The 19,754-nt window shown below is 54.0% G+C and carries 17 protein-coding genes and 1 pseudogene; 6 read left to right on the top strand and 12 right to left on the bottom strand.

Going from position 1 to position 19,754, the window contains the following annotated elements; all coding sequences use genetic code 11:
• Positions 1-3: 3 nt before the first annotated feature.
• Both MMB48_RS02955 and MMB48_RS02950 read right to left on the bottom strand, forming a co-directional pair.
• Positions 4-846, bottom strand: a complete 843-nt coding sequence (locus tag MMB48_RS02955) for an ABC transporter ATP-binding protein (protein ID WP_050496238.1) — start codon at positions 844-846, stop codon at positions 4-6.
• Between the two features lie 562 nt (positions 847-1,408).
• A pseudogene (locus MMB48_RS02950) lies at positions 1,409-1,727 on the bottom strand (transposase); the annotation flags it as partial.
• 929 nt (positions 1,728-2,656) lie between these two features.
• Between MMB48_RS02950 and merR the strand changes: the two are divergent.
• From merR to MMB48_RS02935, 3 genes are all read left to right on the top strand, one after another.
• The gene (merR, locus tag MMB48_RS02945) at positions 2,657-3,046 is read left to right on the top strand and encodes an Hg(II)-responsive transcriptional regulator (RefSeq protein ID WP_080714099.1); all 390 of its coding nucleotides are present in this window, start codon (positions 2,657-2,659) and stop codon (positions 3,044-3,046) included.
• A 33-nt stretch (positions 3,047-3,079) separates the two neighbouring features.
• On the top strand, positions 3,080-4,720 hold the full coding sequence (gene merA, locus MMB48_RS02940; protein WP_080714717.1) for a mercury(II) reductase: 1,641 nt from the start codon (positions 3,080-3,082) through the stop codon (positions 4,718-4,720).
• Positions 4,721-4,879: 159 nt separating this feature from the next.
• Positions 4,880-6,202, top strand: coding sequence for an ISL3 family transposase (locus tag MMB48_RS02935; protein WP_032743809.1), 1,323 nt, complete (start codon positions 4,880-4,882; stop codon positions 6,200-6,202).
• Here MMB48_RS02935 and MMB48_RS11665 read toward each other — a convergent pair.
• The 3 genes from MMB48_RS11665 to MMB48_RS02925 are packed head-to-tail and all read right to left on the bottom strand — an operon-like array spanning position 6,174 to position 8,171.
• Positions 6,174-6,755, bottom strand: a complete 582-nt coding sequence (locus tag MMB48_RS11665; RefSeq protein ID WP_176338718.1) for a class I SAM-dependent methyltransferase — start codon at positions 6,753-6,755, stop codon at positions 6,174-6,176. The two genes, MMB48_RS02935 and MMB48_RS11665, sit on opposite strands and share 29 nt — an antisense overlap.
• Positions 6,756-6,768: 13 nt before the next feature.
• Positions 6,769-7,956: an MFS transporter gene (locus tag MMB48_RS02930; protein ID WP_032744535.1), complete on the bottom strand. Its 1,188-nt coding sequence runs from the start codon at positions 7,954-7,956 to the stop codon at positions 6,769-6,771.
• Complete coding sequence (locus MMB48_RS02925; protein ID WP_126386285.1) at positions 7,953-8,171, bottom strand: hypothetical protein; 219 nt, start codon at positions 8,169-8,171, stop codon at positions 7,953-7,955. The genes MMB48_RS02930 and MMB48_RS02925 overlap by 4 nt, the downstream gene beginning before the upstream one ends.
• 467 nt (positions 8,172-8,638) lie before the next feature.
• Here MMB48_RS02925 and MMB48_RS02920 point away from each other — a divergent pair, with 467 nt between their 5' ends.
• The 3 genes from MMB48_RS02920 to MMB48_RS02910 all read left to right on the top strand — a co-directional run bounded on the left by MMB48_RS02920 (position 8,639) and on the right by MMB48_RS02910 (position 11,931).
• Positions 8,639-9,004, top strand: coding sequence for a hypothetical protein (locus MMB48_RS02920; protein WP_230581247.1), 366 nt, complete (start codon positions 8,639-8,641; stop codon positions 9,002-9,004).
• Positions 9,005-9,023: 19 nt separating this feature from the next.
• Complete coding sequence (gene ettA / locus MMB48_RS02915; protein ID WP_032744533.1) at positions 9,024-10,703, top strand: energy-dependent translational throttle protein EttA; 1,680 nt, start codon at positions 9,024-9,026, stop codon at positions 10,701-10,703.
• 322 nt (positions 10,704-11,025) lie between these two features.
• Positions 11,026-11,931, top strand: a complete 906-nt coding sequence (locus MMB48_RS02910; RefSeq protein WP_032744532.1) for an acyl-CoA thioesterase — start codon at positions 11,026-11,028, stop codon at positions 11,929-11,931.
• A gap of 94 nt (positions 11,932-12,025) precedes the next feature.
• On the opposite strand, the gene MMB48_RS02905 is transcribed toward MMB48_RS02910, so the two are convergent.
• The 7 genes from MMB48_RS02905 to tilS form a co-directional block, all read right to left on the bottom strand.
• The gene (locus tag MMB48_RS02905) at positions 12,026-12,553 is read right to left on the bottom strand and encodes a DUF3180 domain-containing protein (protein ID WP_013141238.1); all 528 of its coding nucleotides are present in this window, start codon (positions 12,551-12,553) and stop codon (positions 12,026-12,028) included.
• 167 nt (positions 12,554-12,720) lie between these two features.
• Positions 12,721-14,133 carry a 2-amino-4-hydroxy-6-hydroxymethyldihydropteridine diphosphokinase gene (folK, locus tag MMB48_RS02900; RefSeq protein ID WP_032744531.1) on the bottom strand — a complete coding sequence of 471 codons (1,413 nt, stop codon included), beginning with the start codon at positions 14,131-14,133 and terminating at the stop codon, positions 12,721-12,723.
• A 108-nt stretch (positions 14,134-14,241) separates the two neighbouring features.
• On the bottom strand, positions 14,242-15,117 hold the full coding sequence (gene folP / locus MMB48_RS02895) for a dihydropteroate synthase (RefSeq protein ID WP_032744530.1): 876 nt from the start codon (positions 15,115-15,117) through the stop codon (positions 14,242-14,244).
• A gap of 51 nt (positions 15,118-15,168) precedes the next feature.
• A complete protein-coding gene (gene folE / locus MMB48_RS02890) occupies positions 15,169-15,768 on the bottom strand; it encodes a GTP cyclohydrolase I FolE (RefSeq protein ID WP_007057754.1) in 600 nt (199 codons plus the stop codon).
• 94 nt (positions 15,769-15,862) lie between these two features.
• On the bottom strand, positions 15,863-17,956 hold the full coding sequence (gene ftsH / locus MMB48_RS02885) for an ATP-dependent zinc metalloprotease FtsH (protein WP_012576956.1): 2,094 nt from the start codon (positions 17,954-17,956) through the stop codon (positions 15,863-15,865).
• The gene (gene hpt / locus MMB48_RS02880) at positions 17,953-18,516 is read right to left on the bottom strand and encodes a hypoxanthine phosphoribosyltransferase (RefSeq protein WP_012472190.1); all 564 of its coding nucleotides are present in this window, start codon (positions 18,514-18,516) and stop codon (positions 17,953-17,955) included. The genes ftsH and hpt overlap by 4 nt, the downstream gene beginning before the upstream one ends.
• Positions 18,503-19,669: a tRNA lysidine(34) synthetase TilS gene (tilS, locus tag MMB48_RS02875; protein ID WP_032744529.1), complete on the bottom strand. Its 1,167-nt coding sequence runs from the start codon at positions 19,667-19,669 to the stop codon at positions 18,503-18,505. Before tilS ends, hpt begins: the two co-directional genes overlap by 14 nt.
• Between the last annotated feature and the right edge of the window lie 85 nt (positions 19,670-19,754).

The raw sequence follows: 19,754 nt of genomic DNA, 5'->3' as shown, positions 1-19,754 counted from the left end.
ATATCACTGTTCCCCGGGATTGTTGCGAAAGTTCTGTTGCGAGCTGTTGCGCGCATCGCCGGCATCGTCATCATCCGCACTATCGCAGGTGAACAGTTCGTCAAAGTCGGTCGCTCCTGTCTCGTCGGTGATGCGACCGTCGCGAATGAACACCGTACGATCGGCCCAAGCGGCAAAGCGAGGTTCATGCGTGACCATCAGCACGGCACAGCCCGCGTCGGCACGGCTGCGCAGTACCTCCATGACCTTCGTGCCGGCAGCGGAATCCAATGCGCCGGTCGGCTCGTCGGCCAGCAGCAGGCGGCGTCGGCCCACCAAAGCTCGGGCGATGGCCACACGCTGCGCCTGACCTCCCGACATGTCCTCAGGCCGACGGAGCGCCAGTTCAGCGACGCCCGTCTCTCGCAGGGCCTCCAATGCGGCCTTACGCGCCTTGCGGATCGGCCAGCCGTCCAGTTCCAACGGGAACGAGACGTTCTCGATGGCGTTCAACGACGGCAGCAGATTGAAATCCTGAAACACGTAGCCAATCGACCGCCGTCGAATCGCGGCACGCCGGGCAACGTTCAGCGAAGCGAGATCGCGGCCCTCGACCAGCACTTTGCCTGAAGACGGCGTGTCCAATCCCCCGGCAAGGTTGAGCAACGTGGACTTGCCCGAACCGGACGGTCCCATTACGGCCACGAACTCCCCGGAGCGAAGTATTAGATTCGCATGACTGAGAGCGACGACCCTGCGCGCGCCGTCGCCATGCGTACGTGTCGCGTCGACGATCGTCAATATCGCCTGTTCCCCGGTGTCAAGGCAGGTAAGGCTCGGCATTGCGCGGTTGATTGCGGCGGCCATGAGCACCTCTTCTCGATATGGTTACTGAGTAATGTAATGCTGATGTTACTCAGTAACTACATCAACGTCAAGGTGATCCACCGGTGAATCATGATCGGTTCGGAGCGTCAACGCCACGTCGGCGGACGGCGGTTCAAGACAGTGCGGCGAGCTCTGGAGTCCCGTATCGCAGAGCCAGGCACTTCTTTTTCTCCGGGAGTCAGCAATGAACGAGCTGGACGCCATGGTCGACGAATCTGGCAGATGGGGCAAACTGTCCAAGTACCACCTCATCACCCTGATGTTCCACGACCAGCCCAAGCCGGTCAATCCCCACATCGAACGCTACGAACAACACCTCGCGGATGTCCCCCTGCCCGACATCTCTTTCCATGCCGGCCCACTGTTCAACGGCCACGACGATTACGAGATCCCGTCCACGACCGACCACAAACGTCTCTTCATCGCATTTTTCACGTTGGCGAGGAACCCGCCATTCACGTATGTGACGTTCGCGCATCGCAGAAGCGAGTTCGATGGGGACAAGAGCCGTTTCGAAGCCCAACTGAAACGAGATCTGGCGGCTGCTGACGCCGATGGCGACGAGGATGCTCACGTTCTCCACGTGCCCGCCCCAGGATCGCTTGCGCCACACGCCGTCCACGAACACGTACGGGCACTCGGATCCCAACGGGCGTTTCCGCCACCCGTCGATCTCCTTGTGGATCTTCTTGAGTTTGTCGCTCAATGCCCGGGACGGCATCCGCTCGCCCCACAGCAGCCGGCCGGTGTCGTCCACCCCGCGTGTGCTCACGCCCGCGAGGCACATCTCCATCAGCGCCCCCCTCGACGCCGGATTCGCGCCTCCGGCAGCGCTCGATCACCGCCGACCCGAACATGGCGTCGTCGAACCGTATGATTTTATCGGACATGGCTTCCGGCCTTCTTTCCAATCGCGGTTTTCATGTGTAAGCGACTGAAAATCGCACCAAAGCCGGGCCATGTCCTTTTCATCGGAACCCACAACCGAATCTGCGCAAGAAGACGGGCGTTATCTTAGATTTTTCCGAGTACATATAAAAATCACTCTAAAGAAGGTTTTTAGCAAGTCTTACACGCGTTCTTTCGCCTGAAAATAAGCGATATTTTTGAGAACGAAACACACGCAGGGAAACACCACGCCGTTACCCCATATCTTGTATTCTGCCGAATCAGTGTGAGGATTTTTAAGCCATTTGATTATCTGATTTTTACTTTTCGGCTTAGTAGCTTTTTGTTATCAGAACAGTCCATAATTAAATTGGATACAATTAAGTGTAAACGGTGCCACCAAAATTGAAGAGGGTTATCATGATAGCTTGTAATATGTTATAATTGTTCCGAGTTTTACTATCGTCAGTGGTTGATAGCTTATTATCTGGAGCATTGACGATGAGAGTCGTTCTTCAGTCATGAATCGTCGTTACACGATCGACAGCGGACAACTGTTAGCTAATTATTGTTAATTGCTACACCAAGCCAATTTCTCACAATTCCTCCTGGATATTCACCTCTTGGAAGATCGCATGGCGTAGGACCGTTGCAAATTTTAAATCCTGCACGTTCTAGTAAATCAGGGTCTTCGGAATATATAGTGGAATTACTTTCTTAATAGTTTAAAAACAACTGGTGTTTAAATCGGATTTTCTGGTGGGATGTTAGGATAATCAATAGTATTATATAAAAGTATCAATCACATACGAGTGATACTTTGGGAAAAAAATAAAATAGTCCAATTTACTTGACCGTGTACTATGGTACATGGTTTATAATATTCAGGGGGTGAAATAAGATGATTTATCGCATTAGTGAGTTTGCAGATAAATGTGGAGTTAATAAAGAAACGATCAGATATTACGAGCGAAAAAATTTATTACAAGAACCTCACCGAACGGAAGCTGGTTATCGGATATATTCATATGATGACGTTAAGCGTGTTGGGGTTATTAAACGAATACAGGAACTTGGTTTCTCTTTAAGCGAGATTTATAAATTACTTGGTGTTGTAGATAAAGATGAAGTTCGTTGTCAAGATATGTTCGAATTTGTTTCTAAAAAACAAAAGGAAGTGCAAAAACAAATAGAGGATTTAAAACGAATTGAAACTATGTTAGACGACTTAAAACAACGATGTCCAGATGAAAAGAAATTACATTCGTGTCCAATAATAGAAACATTATAACATGAGAGATTAATTAACGAAAGGAGCTTTTTTATGAATAAATTTAAGGTAAACATTTCAGGAATGACTTGTACGGGTTGTGAAAAACACGTAGAATCAGCACTTGAAAAGATAGGTGCTAAAAATATTGAGTCTAGTTATCGTCGTGGTGAAGCAGTATTTGAACTGCCCGATGATATTGAGGTTGAAAGTGCAATAAAGGCGATTGATGAAGCAAATTACCAAGCCGGAGAAATTGAAGAAGTATCATCACTAGAAAACGTGGCGTTAATTAATGAAGACAATTATGACCTTCTTATTATTGGTTCTGGTGCTGCTGCCTTTTCTTCGGCAATTAAAGCTATAGAATACGGTGCAAAAGTTGGAATGATTGAGCGTGGAACGGTTGGGGGAACCTGTGTGAATATTGGCTGTGTTCCGTCAAAAACTCTTCTTAGGGCAGGGGAAATCAATCATTTATCAAAAGACAATCCGTTTATAGGTTTACAAACATCCGCTGGAGAAGTGGATTTAGCTAGTTTAATCACGCAAAAGGATAAATTGGTGAGCGAACTTCGGAATCAAAAATATATGGATTTAATTGATGAATATAATTTTGATTTAATTAAAGGTGAAGCAAAATTCGTTGATGCTAGTACGGTTGAGGTCAATGGGACAAAGTTATCTGCAAAACGCTTTTTAATTGCAACAGGTGCATCGCCTTCGTTGCCCCAAATTTCAGGACTTGAAAAAATGGACTATTTAACTAGTACAACACTTCTTGAGTTAAAGAAAATACCAAAACGATTAACTGTAATTGGTTCAGGATACATTGGAATGGAGCTTGGACAACTATTTCATCATTTAGGTTCAGAAATAACGCTTATGCAAAGAAGTGAGCGACTTTTAAAGGAGTATGATCCTGAGATTTCAGAGTCAGTTGAAAAAGCGTTAATTGAACAGGGTATAAACCTTGTCAAAGGGGCGACTTTTGAGCGTGTTGAACAAAGTGGAGAGATAAAAAGGGTTTACGTAACAGTAAATGGCAGTAGAGAAGTCATTGAATCAGATCAGTTACTTGTTGCCACTGGAAGAAAACCAAATACGGATTCTTTAAATTTAAGTGCAGCAGGTGTTGAAACTGGAAAAGATAATGAAATCCTGATCAATGATTTTGGTCAAACAAGTAATGAAAAGATTTATGCAGCAGGAGATGTGACTTTAGGACCACAATTTGTATATGTAGCAGCCTATGAAGGTGGAATTATTACTGATAATGCTATTGGTGGATTAAACAAAAAAATAGATTTATCGGTAGTTCCTGCTGTTACGTTTACGAATCCGACGGTTGCAACGGTTGGTTTAACAGAAGAACAAGCAAAAGAGAAAGGGTATGATGTGAAGACATCTGTATTACCTTTAGATGCTGTTCCAAGAGCAATTGTAAACCGTGAAACAACCGGTGTATTTAAACTAGTAGCAGATGCAGAAACACTAAAAGTATTAGGGGTTCATATTGTATCTGAAAATGCAGGAGATGTCATCTATGCAGCATCATTAGCTGTTAAATTTGGCTTAACGATAGAAGATTTAACAGAAACCCTAGCACCATATTTAACAATGGCTGAAGGGCTAAAATTAGTTGCACTTACGTTCGATAAAGATATTTCGAAATTATCTTGTTGTGCAGGCTAAGGGAACTTTTTTACAACTCCCTATTCAAGTGAACCAGCTAATGCTTTAAGGGATTTTCTAAGTGCATTTGTGGTCACAAAAATAATTTAACACTGATGATTTCGACATCAAATCTATAATTGATACCTTAACACCGCAGAGTAATAAAGGATGAATAATATGTCAGACTTATTATCCCTACCAGACATTAAAACAATAGAACCGCCACAAGAAAATGAAACCGATATGATGTTTAAAGTTGAAGCAGTCGGACCACCTGAACGTTGTCCTAAATGTGGTTTTGACAAGTTGTACAAACACAGTTCAAGAAATCAACTAATTATGGATTTGCCCATTCGTTTAAAGCGAGTGGGCTTACAATTGAACCGTAGACGATACAAGTGTCGTGAATGCGGATCTACCTTCTGGGAACGCCTAATATCTGTAGATGAAAAGCGTAGTATGACCAAAAGGCTTTTAAAGTCCATTCAAGAGCAATCCATGTCTAAGACCTTTGTAGAAGTCGCAGAAAGCGTTGGTGTTGACGAGAAAACCATTAGGAACGTTTTTAAGGACTATGTGGCACTCAAAGAACGTGAATACCAGTTTGAAACTCCTAAGTGGCTTGGGATAGACGAGATACATATTATCCGTAGACCTCGGCTTGTATTGACTAATATTGAACGCAGGACTATTTATGACATCAAGCCTAACCGTAACAAGGAAACAGTCATCCAACGTCTTTCAGAAATCAGTGACAGGACTTACATTGAGTACGTCACAATGGATATGTGGAAGCCCTACAAAGACGCAGTGAACACTATCCTTCCACAAGCTAAAGTTGTCGTAGATAAGTTTCATGTAGTTAGAATGGCTAATCAAGCCTTAGATAACGTCAGAAAGTCTTTGAAAGCCCATATGAGCCAAAAAGAAAGACGTACCCTTATGCGTGAAAGGTTTATCCTTCTAAAGCGTAAACACGATCTAAATGAACGTGAATCATTCCTCTTAGATACTTGGTTAGGTAATCTTCCTGCTTTAAAAGAAGCCTATGAACTCAAAGAAGAGTTTTACTGGATATGGGATACTCCTGATCCAGATGAAGGTCATCTTCGTTATAGTCAATGGAGACACCGTTGTATGTCCAGCAACTCTAAAGACGCATATAAAGACCTCGTGAGAGCCGTAGACAACTGGCATGTTGAAATATTCAACTACTTTGATAAAAGGCTCACTAATGCTTATACGGAGTCAATTAACAGCATTATTAGGCAGGTAGAGCGAATGGGTAGAGGTTACTCGTTTGATGCCTTACGAGCCAAAATCCTTTTCAATGAGAAGCTCCATAAAAAGCGTAAGCCACGATTTAATTCAAGTGCTTTCAATAAAGCTATGTTATACGATACTTTCAATTGGCATGAAGTGAATGATCACGACATTACAGACAACTTAGGTGTCGATTTTTCCACACTTATTAAGAATTTGGAGAAGGGTGATTTATAAGCCCTTTTCCACCATAAAATCCGAATACCCGTAAATCACATACATCAGTAAACGATAAATATACTTTTGACGGGGAATGTAAGTTGTATCCAACTATCAAACTCCCCATTTCGGTTATCGCATAGTTAACCCATTTAGGCCATAAATCTGTTCCAATAGCAGGTAGCTGGAACAAAAGAATTCCGCTAGGCCTAAGCCGCCGTCTAAGTATTTTAAATCGCTGAAGGCTCTCTTCAAAACTACCATATACTAGGGCTCTACTACATATCACATAATCAAATTCTGGTATATAAGAGAAAGCTTGGTCACAGCTAAGAGCCTCAAATCGATCAGAATATTGTGGCAAATACTTTTGGGCTCTTTGTATATTGAAATTAGATACGTCGCATGCATATAAGTTCCATCCCTCTGAGAGGAGTGGAAACGCATTCCTTCCGTTTCCGCATCCTACGTAGAGTCCTTTGTCCAAAAGAGAAGAAAACAGTCTTACATAATCACAGATTGGAAGAGGCGAATTGTGCGAATTATGATTTTCTACCAATGAGGTATCCACGATTGTTATGCTTTTATTCGGATTTTCTAGGTAGCGCAGCAGCGAGCGTAATGGCAATACCCATAGCAGCAGGAAGCACACAATTAGCGGCAGTAATCGTGCTAGCAAAGAGTGATGGCCCTACAATATTCTGGAATTGTCCACCAAGATTAATAGCGCTTAAGTCAGTAGTCAGATAATCTTTTCTGCTCAGCAATGCCATATACATGGTAATACCTGCGGTGCTGAGCAGTTCAGCGATAATCTGCAGCATGGCAAGCAACATAACCAGTGCCATGAAGGGAAAATCATGTGACAGGAAAGGTATGCAGGCTACAGCAATAAATGCAATTGCCTGCAGTAGTCCACTGCAGCGCCAAGCCAGCGCATAATTATGTGCTTTCGTGGCCCAATGGTTGACAGGACCTTGGGCTAGTGCAATAACTACCGTATTGGCAACGAATATGGCTGGCGCCTGCCATGTGTCGGTAGGCGCGTAATGAATAATCAGTAATGGTAGATACACATTGAGCAGTGTACGATGAAACGAGAACAGGAAATTTTCGATAATCAGCCGAGAACGAGACCTTGAAGTTAGTGCAGTGCGAAAAACCGTCCACGAAGTTAGCGGTGAACGTTTCACCTTTGCAGCGGTTACATTGCAACCTTTGAGCGCTCTGCGATATAGCACAACTACGACAACGAACGAGAGTGAATTTGCTGCCACTATGATCACATTCCCGTACTGGATAAGCAGCATCATTGTGCTTAGTGCCGCGCCAAGCGCGTAACCGACATTCGTCGGTAATGCCATGCGACCCAAGAGTATTGTGGCTTGCTCTCGGCTCAGCGGTGCGATAATCAGTCCTCGTGTAAGCGATGCTGCTGAGCGGTCGATAATACCGAACAGCGTCATATAGACAAGAAATGCAGCATCACCAGAGATAATAAGCCATCCAAGCATTCCTACCGCTCGTAGCAAATACGAGTAAGTGAAAACGCGCAACCCTCCGATACGGTCGGCGAGATACGCAGCAGGCATCGAAGCAATCATGCCAGAAACAGCTGAAAAGGTCAGTCCAAGACCAATAATGCCTGCAGAAACATGATTATATGAAGAAAAAATTACCGCCGCAGCGCTGACAAACAAGCCCGTACCAAACGCATCAATACCAGAAGCCAATAAAGCAGCACGTTGCAGCCGTTGTTCAATAGAATTCATTTACCTGCTCCACAAGAAGGACAATTAATCATGATTCGACAAAGTCGACGAGGCTTTTGTCTAGATTCATCAATTAGGGTCCTTGTCAGGCCTTCATCTTGTAGAGCTACATGCTTTACAACATCTGCGACTGTGTTACCATTTGCCAAATCGTAGCACATTGAACCAGTTCCCAGACGGCCTTCGGCAATACCATGTAACTTGACGTCTACCATAACAACTCCTTTCTTCACCTAGCTGGTTATTATTCCCCGCAATGGTATTCCGTCAATTGTTACTTGTATTTCACATTTGTTAAATGATAGTGCCCGCTTCTTTGCGCAGATTGGCTGTTGGCCAGCTGTTGGAGCCGGGGAAGCCGCCCACGACCCGGGTGCGCCGGCGGATTCGCGGTTTTCATGTGTAAGCGACTGAAAATCGTACCAAAGCCGGGCCATGTCCTTTTCATCGGAACCCACAACCGAATCTACGCAAGAAGACGGGCGTTATCCTGGCTGACTACCTGCTGACGCATCTCAACCGGTTTCAGTCGTACGACACCATCAAGATCCATTATGACAACGGACAGCAGGTCGTCACCAACGCATTGTAGGCCTCCGCCAGCTACACGCTCGCCAAGGAGGCGGTCGCCTATCGCAAGGCCGACCCCAAGGATTATCATCTCGAGCAGACCGCCGACCTCATGTGCACCATCGAACTGACCGCACTGAAATTCAAAGCCGGGGAAAGCGCCAAAACCGACCACAAGATGCGGCGACCGGCGCACGTTCAGACAGAATTATCCGAAGATATTGCGACGCAAACTAGCCGCATGACCAAACTGCCACCAAATGTACTTACAGGAGATCCCCCGTTGCGGTATGACGATGGGATATGGGATAATCCACAAGGTGCTTTTGCTTGGGACCGAGGCGCCGCGATGACACGGAAATCCAGGGACGGGCGGCATCAAACGGGTCGTTCGGAAACCCCCGAAACCGGACGCATCGTTCCACAGTGTGTCATCACGGAATCCAAGCCCGGCAAAACGTTGAAATTGCAACGATAAGACAGGATAAGACACTTATATGGCAGAATTCGTATTTCAGATGATCAAGGCCCGCAAGTCTTACGGCGACCGCGTGATTCTCGATGACGTGACCCTGAGCTTCCTGCCCGGCGCGAAGATCGGCGTCGTGGGCCCGAACGGCATGGGTAAGTCCACCCTGCTCAAGATCATGGCCGGCCTCGAAACCGTGAGCAACGGCGAGGCCACGCTGACCCCGGGCTTCACGGTCGGCATCCTGCAGCAGGAGCCGCCGCTGGACGACACCAAGACCGTGGGCGAGAACATCAAGATGGCGTTCGGCCCGATTGCCGAGAAGGTCGCCCGATTCAACGAGATCGGTGAAGAAATGGCCAACCCGGACGCCGACTTCGACGCCCTGATGGAAGAAATGGGCAAGCTGCAGACCGAGATCGACGCCGCCGACGGCTGGGACCTCGACTCCCAGCTTGAGCAGGCGATGGACGCCCTGCAATGCCCCGACCCGGACACCCCGGTCAACGTGTGCTCCGGTGGCGAGCGCCGCCGTGTGGCCCTGTGCAAGCTGCTGCTTGAGGCCCCGGACCTGCTGCTGCTCGACGAGCCCACCAACCACCTGGACGCCGAGTCCATCCTGTGGCTGGAACAGTTCCTGCACCAGTACAAGGGCGCGGTCATTGCCGTCACCCACGATCGTTACTTCATGGACAATGTGGCCGAATGGATCTGCGAGGTCGACCGCGGCCACCTGTACCCGTACAAGGGCAACTACTCCACCTACTTGGAGACCAAGGCCAAGCGTCTGGAGATCCAGGGAGCCAAGGACGCCAAGCTCGCCAAGCGACTGAAGAACGAGCTCGACTGGGTGCGCTCCTCCCCCAAGGCCCGTCAGGCCAAGAACAAGGCCCGTCTGGAACGTTACGACCAGATGGAGAACGAGGCACGCAACAACAAGAAGCTCGACTTCTCCGAGATTCAGATTCCGGCCGGCCCGCGCCTGGGCTCCACCGTGCTTGAAGCCAACCATATCCATAAGGCTTTCGGCGAGCGCGTGCTCATCGACGACCTGTCCTTCACGCTGCCGCGCAACGGCATCGTCGGTGTGATCGGCCCGAACGGTGTGGGTAAGTCCACGCTGTTCAAGACCATCGTGGGCCTGGAGCCACTGACCAGCGGCGAGCTGAAGATCGGCGACACCGTCAAAATCAGCTACGTGGATCAGAACCGTGAGGGCCTGGATCCGAACAAGAACCTGTGGGAAGCCGTGTCCGACGGCCTCGACTTCATCGAGGTGGCCGGTGTGGAGGTGCCGACCCGCGCCTATGTGGCCAGCTTCGGATTCAAAGGCGCCGACCAGCAGAAGCTGACCGGCGTGCTGTCCGGCGGTGAGCGCAACCGTCTGAACCTGGCCCTGACCCTGAAGCAGGGCGGCAACCTGCTGCTGCTCGACGAGCCCACCAACGATCTGGACGTCGAGACCTTGGAATCCCTCGAAAACGCACTGCTCGAGTTTCCGGGCTGCGCCGTGGTGATTTCCCACGACCGTTGGTTCCTTGACCGTGTCGCCACGCATATCCTCGCGTGGGAAGGCGACGACGACAATCCGGCCAAGTGGTACTGGTTCGAAGGCAACTTCCAGTCCTACCAGGAGAACAAGGTGGCTCGCCTCGGCGAGGACGCCGCCCGCCCGCACCGTCTGCACAAGAAGCTCGTGCGCGGCTGAGATACGCCGGCATTAGTGCCACAACGCGCTTTATACGTCGAAAGCCGTCCCTCAGGGGCGGCTTTCCCATAATTGCTCCATGGCTGCCCCGCCCCGCATCCCATAAAATCCCACAGTCACCTACGGCAGCGCACCGGCAACACACCGGCAGCGCAGCAGCAACGTAGCGGCAACGCACCGCATAACCAACCGTTTACCTTCCAAACAGTCTCGTTACATTTCACTCCCGGAACTCTTAACCCCCACCGGATAGACTGCCAACCATAGGTTGGAATACGATAACCGAATATCGAACACAGCAGAACAGGAATCGAGGAACGCCATGGCTCAGGCAACCACCGTAACTCCATTGGACCATCTGGTGAAGGTGCTGGAGTTGGGCGAGCCTTCCGCTTACCGCAATCACACATACATCAATGGCGAGAGTATGTACTTTCCCACCGGCCGCGTCTACGGTGGCCAGGTCATCGCCCAGTCGGTGATCGCCGCGTCCAAAACAGTAGGCCCTTCACGCCTGCCGCATTCGGTACATGGCTATTTCATTGCCGCCGGCGATATTCGTCAAGACCTGCTGTTTGACGTCGAGAACCTTCGCGACGGCCGCTCGTTCTCCGCTCGTCGGGTCAACGTCACCCAAGCCGAGGGGTCGATTCTCACGGCCATCGCCTCCTTCCAGGAGACCGGTCAGGAGGGTGTGGAATTTGCCGATCCGATGCCGGAAAACCTGCCCGATCCCGAAACGTTGACTTCCGCCAAGGAGCTCATGCGCCCGTATGCCGCACAGTCGCCGTTCGCCAATTACTATGCCGAGAAATCGCCGTTTGATATCCGCCACGTGACACCGACCGTGATGCTGCGCGCGGACAAGGATTCCGCCGAGCATGATTCCGGCAAGCAGATGGTGTGGATGAAGGCCGATGGCCACGTCGATGTGCCGCAGGTCATGCATCGTGCGATGCTGGCACTCGGCTGCGATCAGGTGATGATGGAACCGGTGCTGCGCCGCGCCGGACTGTCGATTTCCACACCGGGCATTTCCTATGCGTCCATCGACCATTCGATGTGGTGGTATCAGGATATCGATATCAACGAATGGCATTTGTATGTGCAGGATACGCCTATCGCCGCGCACGGGCGCGGACTCGGCATCGCCAAAGTGTATGCGCAGAATGGCGACTTGGTGGCGGCCATCACTCAGGAAGCTATGGTTCGCGTGCCGCAGGAATAGTGGTAATCGGCTTGGCCGATGGTGTGGTTTTTTCTTCTTCTCTCCCCCAGTCGGCTACGCCTACAGCCCCCTCGTCAGAGGGGGCTTATACGGATTATCTTTTGTAGGCCTGGGCTATGTCGCTACGGCGCTTGGCTTCCTTGATTTTCGGGTTTTCGGGGCCTTCGTTCGGCGGTAGCTGGCACAACCATTCGCCGATAATGCCGATGATCATGTCGGCGATGCACACCACGGCCGCGATTGCACACTCGGTGACGGCGTGTGCATAAAAATCCGCCTCAATATGGCTCAGGCTCATCACAATCTGACCGCCATACCAGCCGGCAAGCGTTGCGCCCGCCAATCCCAGTGCCTTAGACAGCACCAGCGTATACACCGCGATAGTGGGATTGATGAAGCTATGCGGACGCTTCTTGGGGTCGGTATTCGCGTATTTATGCACTTGCAGGGCCAAGATCAGCACGATAACGCCCAGCACGGCCAGCAATCCGGTCACAATCCGAGGCGCACCAATCAGCGACAGTCCCGAGCTTTCGCCGTAGGAGGCCAGACCGATACCCGCCAACAGGCCCAGCACGGCACCGATCACATACTGCCACCATGCTGTTCGCCGTGTTTTCATGTCCGGCCTCCTTATCGTTGCGTTGCTGTTTGCGAACGGCCCTCGCTCCTAGGCTGCTCATCTTGATTTGGTTTTCGTCACTGCCGTGCCTGGCTGTTCGAGGTCAGATACCGGTCCGTCACCGTCTGGTTTCTAGCCTACCGTTCGTAACTGGTTCTGCCATCAGCTCAACTGTTCGACAGTATCCAGTTGTCCGATAGCAATCCGACCTGTCCGGCATCCGGTGCCATGGCCAAAAGGAAGGCCACCGGGTCGCCGCCCAGAGAAGCATTCGGGTCCATATCCAGCCAAGGTGCCAATACCGACGCATGGTTACGGGCCGACGGCCAAGGAATGCTGCAGTTGGGCTCGTCGGAAGTCACGCCTTCCATGTCGACAAGGTCAAGGTCGACTGCCAGATCATGAACACTTTCGATGCTGCCCAATACGGCAATCAGGTCGGCGGGCGGCAACCTGGTTTCGATTTGGATGACCGCGCTCATCGCGTCCGGGCCGTCGAAATGGCTGACATGGTAGAGCGGCGAGATGCCCTGTACCTGATTGCCAGGAACACTGTCGATGGAAACGATGGTTTCGCGGAACAGCCGTTCGACATCCTGCGAGGTGGAATCCAGCGAAATAATCGCCTTGCGTGAGACGGGTGCCGACTCCGACGCTGATTTTTGCTTGACTGCATGCCCGCCGAGCATCCAGTCTTCGCTCTCGAGCTGCACGGCGTTACGGTCCGGTGCGGCGGCCAGCAAATCGGCTACAGGCCCCTCATGGGCTCCGGCAAGTTTGGCGTTCGGATTCAGCGCCGCCCAGGGAGCCAGCACAAACGCGCGCTGCCAAGCACGCGGATGGGGCAATGCCAGATCCGGATCCGCGCTGGTGATGCCATCAAAGTCGATAATGTCCAAGTCCAACGGCCTGGAATCCCAATGATTCTCACGAATTCGCCCATGGTTCGCCTCGATGCTTTGCAACGCGGCGAGCAATTCGTGGCTGCCCATTGTGGTTTCAAGCTCCACCACGGCGTTCAGGAAATCCGGCGTACCGTCGGCCATGCCCCACGCGGCCGTGCGGTAAAGCGGTGAGATACCGGTCACCTGTGTGCCGAGCAGCGCGTCAATCTCCCGAACGGCGGCTCGCAAGGTGGATTCCACCTCGCCCACATTGCCGCCCAAGGCCACCACCGCGTTATGGATGGCATGCTCTTCAGCAGTGCGTCCATTATCGGTGGCACGCACGCGCGAGATGGAGACCGATACATCTGCAAAAGCCACGACGATGGGCGCATGAGGCTTGTGCACGGTGACGTCGATGGAGGCGACGGCCGGCGCATCGGCAAGGATCTTATCCGCGATACGTTGGGCCAGACGCTCGATCAGGTCCACATGAGGGCCTTCGATGACAGCCGTGATGTCCTTGGCCACACGGCCGTAATCGATGGTGTCGTTGAGATCGTCGGATTGACCGGCTGCGGCCAGATCAAGGTGCAGGGTGACGTCCACGACGAAGGTTTGTGGCCGTTCGTGTTCAAAGGCGAGCACACCGTGGGTGCCGTTGGCATGTACGCCGGTAAGTGTGATGGTGTCCATTGGTAAGGCTTTCTGCTCAAATGCTCTCCTCAGTCGCCTTCGGCGCCAGCTCCCCTCGCCCGAGGGGAGCCAAGGCCTAGAAGCAACCAAAACAGGGAGCCAGGGGAATCATGCGTATTCGCGCCAGGTGTTGCCGGCGATGACGGCGGCGCGGCTTTTGGCCACGTCGTGTACGCGCACGGCCCATGCGCCATGTTCGGCGGACAGGGCGGACAAGGCTGCGGTCACGTCATCGCGCTGGGCCATGATCGGCCCATCAGCACCGGCAGCGCCCGCCTCGGTAAGCATCGCCGAGATGAAGCGTTTGCGGGACTGGCCGATCAGCACCGGATATCCAGTGGCGCGGAAGGTCTCGAGTCCGGTCAGCAGCGGCAGGTTGTGCTCGATGCCAGGCTTGGAGAAGCCCAGGCCCGGGTCGATGATAATGCGCTCAGGCTTTACGCCGGCGGCCAGCACACCGTCGACTTGGCGCATGAGTTCGTCGTGTACGTCGGTCAATACACCGTGCTCGTAGACGGAGGTGTCTTGATCGGGGTTCGCGCCCTTGGAGCCGGCGAGCCAACCGCGCCAATGCTGCACGATGTACAGGCAGTCGTGGTCGGCGACCACATGCGGCAGTTCGGCATCCAGCGTGCCACCGGAGACGTCGTTGATGATCTGGGTGCCCTCGCTCAGCGCAGCGGCGGCCACGGATGCGCGCGTGGTGTCGATGGACAGTATGGCACCGGCCGGAATCAATGTCTTGACGGCACCGGTGATGCGGGCCAGCTCGTCGGCCTCGGCAACGCGCTTGGCGCCGGGGCGCGTGGATTCGGCGCCGATGTCGATGATGTCCGCGCCGGCGGCCATCATGTCGCGCCCGTGCTGGGCCGCCTTGGCCGGGTCCAGCCACAGGCCGCCGTCCGAGAACGAGTCCTCGGTGATGTTGAGCACACCCATCACCATGGTGCGCGACGAGTCGCGCAACGCTTGCAGATCAGTCATTGGTTCTCCTTCCATGCAGGTGAACTCCCTTGTCAGAGGGCTTGCCGAACGCTACTTACCCAGAATAAGACTCATGGCTTCGGCTCGGGTGGCCGGATTGCGCAGCATGCCGCGCACCGCAGAGGTCACCGTGCGGGCGGAAGACTTCTTGATGCCGCGCATCGACATGCACAGGTGCTCGCATTCGGTCACCACAATCACACCACGTGCGCCCGCATACTCGACCAGCGCGTCGGCGATCTGCTGGGTCAGTCGCTCCTGCACCTGCGGCCGGCGAGCATACACCTCGACCAGTCGGGCGAGCTTGCTCAGCCCCATCACCCCGTCCTTGGCGGGAATATAGCCCACATGGGCCACGCCGTGGAACGGCAGCAGGTGATGCTCGCACACCGAATACAGTTCGATGTCCTTGACCAGCACCAGCTCGTCGGTATCCACGTCGAAGTGCTTCTCCAGCACATCGGCCGGGGAAGCCTGCAGACCGGCGAACAGCTCGCGGCACGCGCGGGCGATACGGTCAGGCGTTTCCACCAGTCCCTCGCGCTCGGGATCCTCGCCAATCGACTTCAGGAACAGGCGTACGGCTTCGCGCACGCCTTCCTCGTCGTATGTGCGTTTCTCCCGCTGGCAAGACTCTATATATTCGTTCATCTCATCTCTCCCTTGTCATTGTCCACAACGACGTCGGCCCGGCCTGCGTACGTGAGAAACCACATGAACAGGTCGGGCCGAATCGTCATCGTGTCTACTCTTCCGGCTTCATGCCGACCGAGCGCTTGAGGCTTTCGGGAATCTCCACCGGCGGCTTGTCCGAGTCGGGGCGGCGGTCGTTGGACAGCCACACCGGGCGGACCGGCGCCTTCTTGATCGGCGCGAAAATCTCCGCAAGCTCCTTCTCGTTCAGAGTTTCCTTGACCAGCAGCTGGCGGACCAGCTCGTCGAGGATATCGCGGTTGTCGTTGATGATGGTCCACGCCTCGGTGTGGGCGGTTTCCACCAGCTTCAGCACCTCGTCGTCAATCACTTCGGCGGTGCGGTCGGAGTATTTGCGCGGCTGCAGACCGTCCATCACGGTGGTCTGATCGTCGTCGGAACCCCACTTGATGGCGCCGAGCTTGTCGGAGAAGCCGTATTCGATCACCATCGTACGGGCGATGCTCGTAGCCTTCTCGATATCGTTCGAGGCACCGGTGGTCGGGTCGTGGAAGACGATTTCCTCGGCGGTGCGACCGCCCATCGCGTAGGCCATCTGGTCGAGCAGCTGGTTGCGCGACTGCGAGTAGCGGTCGGAGGTCGGCATGACGGCGGTGTAGCCGAGGGCGCGGCCTCGCGGCAGAATCGTCACCTTGGTCACCGGATCGGTGTTGTTCAGGGCGGCGGCCACCAGCGCATGACCACCCTCGTGGTATGCGGTGTTGCGCAGCTCTTCCAGAGCCATGCCCTTGGACTTACGCTTCGGTCCGGCCTGAACACGGTCGATGGCCTCGTCGATGGCGCGGTTGTCAATCAACTGGGCACCGGCACGGGCGCACAGCAGGGCGGCTTCGTTGAGCACGTTGGCCAGATCGGCACCGGTGAAGCCCGGCGTGCGCACGGCGACCATGTGCAGGTCGACGTCCGGCACGAACGGCTTGCCCTTGGCATGCACCCTCAGGATCGCCTCACGGCCTTCCAGATCGGGGGCCGCCACGCCCACCTGCCGGTCGAATCGGCCCGGACGCAGCAGGGCGGGGTCGAGCACGTCGGGACGGTTGGTGGCGGCGATGATGATGAGGTTGGTGTCGTTGTCGAAGCCGTCCATCTCGACGAGCAGCTGGTTCAGCGTCTGCTCGCGCTCGTCGTGGCCACCGCCCATGCCGGAACCGCGCTTGCGGCCCACAGCATCGATCTCGTCGATGAAGATGATGGCGGGGGCGTTCTTCTTGGCCTCATCGAACAGGTCGCGCACACGGGAGGCACCGAGACCCACGAACATTTCGACGAAGTCGGAGCCGGCCATCGAGTAGAACGGCACGCCGGCCTCGCCTGCGATGGCTCGGGCCAGCAACGTCTTACCGGTGCCGGGAGGGCCGTACAGCAGCACACCGCGCGGGATGCGCGCACCCAGCGCCTTGTACTTGGACGGATCCTTGAGGAAGTCCTTGATCTCCTCGACTTCGGCCACGGCCTCGTCTTCACCGGCCACATCGGCGAACTTGGTGGTGGGGGTCTGCCCGTCGAGCAGTTTGCCGCTGTTCTTCCTGCCGCCCATGCCGAGCATGCCGCCGGCGCCGCCCATCCGGCTCATCAGCCACCAGAACAGGGCGAAGAAGATGATGAACGGCAGGATCGAGGTGACGAGGTAGCTCAGCATGCTGGTCTGCTCGATGTTCGAGGTCCAGCCCTTCTCAAGGTTGCCGTTCTCCACGGCCTTGGCCACTTGGGCGCCCTGCGCGAAGGTGTAGTAGAACTGCACGTTCTTGCCGTAGTTGGTCACCTTGCCGGTGTCGGCATTCTTCTTGGTGTAGTCGTTCTTCAGCTTAAGGCGGACGACCTGCTTGTTGTCCGTAATCTCGGCGTACGTGGCCTTGCCCTGATTGATCAGCGCGAAACCATCTTTGGTGTCGATGGTTTTGGTGCCACCGCCGGCGAACATCTGGAACATCAGCACGACCATGACCACGAGCACGGCACCCCATAGCCAAGGGGACTGCCATATCGGGCGGTTCTCGTTGTTGTTGCCTTTGCCATTGTTCCCGTTATTGCCACGGTTGAACGGGTTGGTGAACGGGTTGCCGTTGTTACGGTTGTTGTTCGGGTTCGGATTATTGCCGTTACCCGGCCCTTGCGGGAAGCTCATGCTTGCACTCCTTGGTAGACGGACGGCTTGAGGACCGCGATCGAATCGAGATTGCGGTAGCGTTCGTCAAAGTCGAGGCCGAAGCCGACGACGAACTCGTCCGGAATCTCATAGCCGGCGTACTTCACATCAACGTCCACCTCTCGGCGGGAGGGCTTGCTCAGCAAAGCGAAGACCTCCACGGAAGCGGCACCACGACGTTTCAGTTCTGCGACCAGCCACGCGAGCGTGTGTCCTGAATCAACAATATCCTCCACAATCAAGATGTGCCGTCCGCGAACATCGGCGGACAAATCCTGCCTGACTGTGACCTCACCGCTCGACACTGTGCCCGAGCCATAGCTCGACAGGCTCATGAAGTCGATCTGTACAGGAATGCTCATGGCCTGGGTGAACGCGACCAGCGTATTCACGGCCCCTTTCAGCACCGCAACGAGCAGCGGATTCTTATCGCGGTAATCCTCGCTCGCGAGAGCGGCCATCTCGTGGATCTTGGCATCGATCTGTTCTTTGCTGACCAGCTCGTGGTCAATATCTTCCTCAACGTCAGCGATTCGCATGCGCACCATCTTGGCACACGCGAATGACGTGTTTCTTGCGATTGGCTGAATAACCTCTGGGAAGTGAGACGCCGCCTTGGCCATGCCAATCGACGACCAGCCGGTCGATGGCGGCAATCTGGGCGGCACTGGCGTTCATACCGGCTTGGCTCAGCGCGTGAGCGATGACCCGCAACCGAATCGCCTCTGGCTCACGTGCAATACGTCTGACGCTGATCATCAGGCCGACACCATGGCTCGAATCGTTGGTATCGCCTGCCGCACAGGCTCGTGGCGTATCGGTCGATACCGCTGCAGACGATGCCGGCCAATCAACTGTCGTAACCGCCTCCCCCATCACCTCGTCGGATCGCTGATCCAGATACTCCTTATCCATTCTGGCCAACCGTGCGCTTTCAGCGAAATGGCGGGCGACATTGAATCCAGCGAATCGCTCGATGGCCGGCAGCAGGTCATGGCGCACCCGCGAGCGCAACGGATAGTCGTTCGGTAACTCGCCGTCTACCGCATCGCCATTGGTGGGGTCATCCCAATATTCCACACCTAAGTCTTCACAGATGCCGGTGGTTTCGGCTCGAGTAAGGGTAAGCAGCGGCCGCGCAAAAGTCACGCCACTGCGTGTGAAGACCTGCGGCATGCCGGCCAACGCATCCACGCCACGGCTGCGCAGCAGTCCGATCAATACGGTTTCCGCCTGATCGTCCATAGTGTGGGCCAACAGCACGGCAATGGCACCTGATTCACGCGCCGCGGCGCACAGCTCGTTGTACCGGGCCTGCCGCGCGGCCGCTTCGAGGCCCTCACCGCGTGCCTGCACGGTTGCGTTGCGCACGATGACCGGGCCCAGTCCCAACGCACGGCAACGATTCGCAGCCTCGCCGGCGACCTGTTCGGAACCCTCCTGCAAGCCGTGATCCACAATCACGGCACCGCAACGCACGCCCATGGACGTGCATACGATATGGCTCACCGCGGCCAGTGCCATCGAATCGCGCCCGCCTGAACAGGCCACGAGCACGAGCGGCGCATCGGCGGCAACGGCATGGTCCCCATGCTGCGCGAATTCGGGAGCCTGCACATCGCATAGTTCCACAGCGCTCAGCGTTGCGCGGACCGCGCCTACGGCCTTGCGCAATCGTGCGGAATATGCCATGTACTCACCACCCTTTTTCTGGTTATGTGTACTCGTGCGTTTATGGACGTTTACGGCCTTTGTAGCCTTTGATGGCACTTGATGG

The sequence above is a fragment of the Bifidobacterium sp. FKU genome (assembly GCF_026016385.1).
In the GTDB taxonomy this organism is placed as follows: Bacteria; Actinomycetota; Actinomycetes; order Actinomycetales; family Bifidobacteriaceae; genus Bifidobacterium; species Bifidobacterium infantis.
This window is presented reverse-complemented; position numbering and strand designations above follow the sequence as displayed.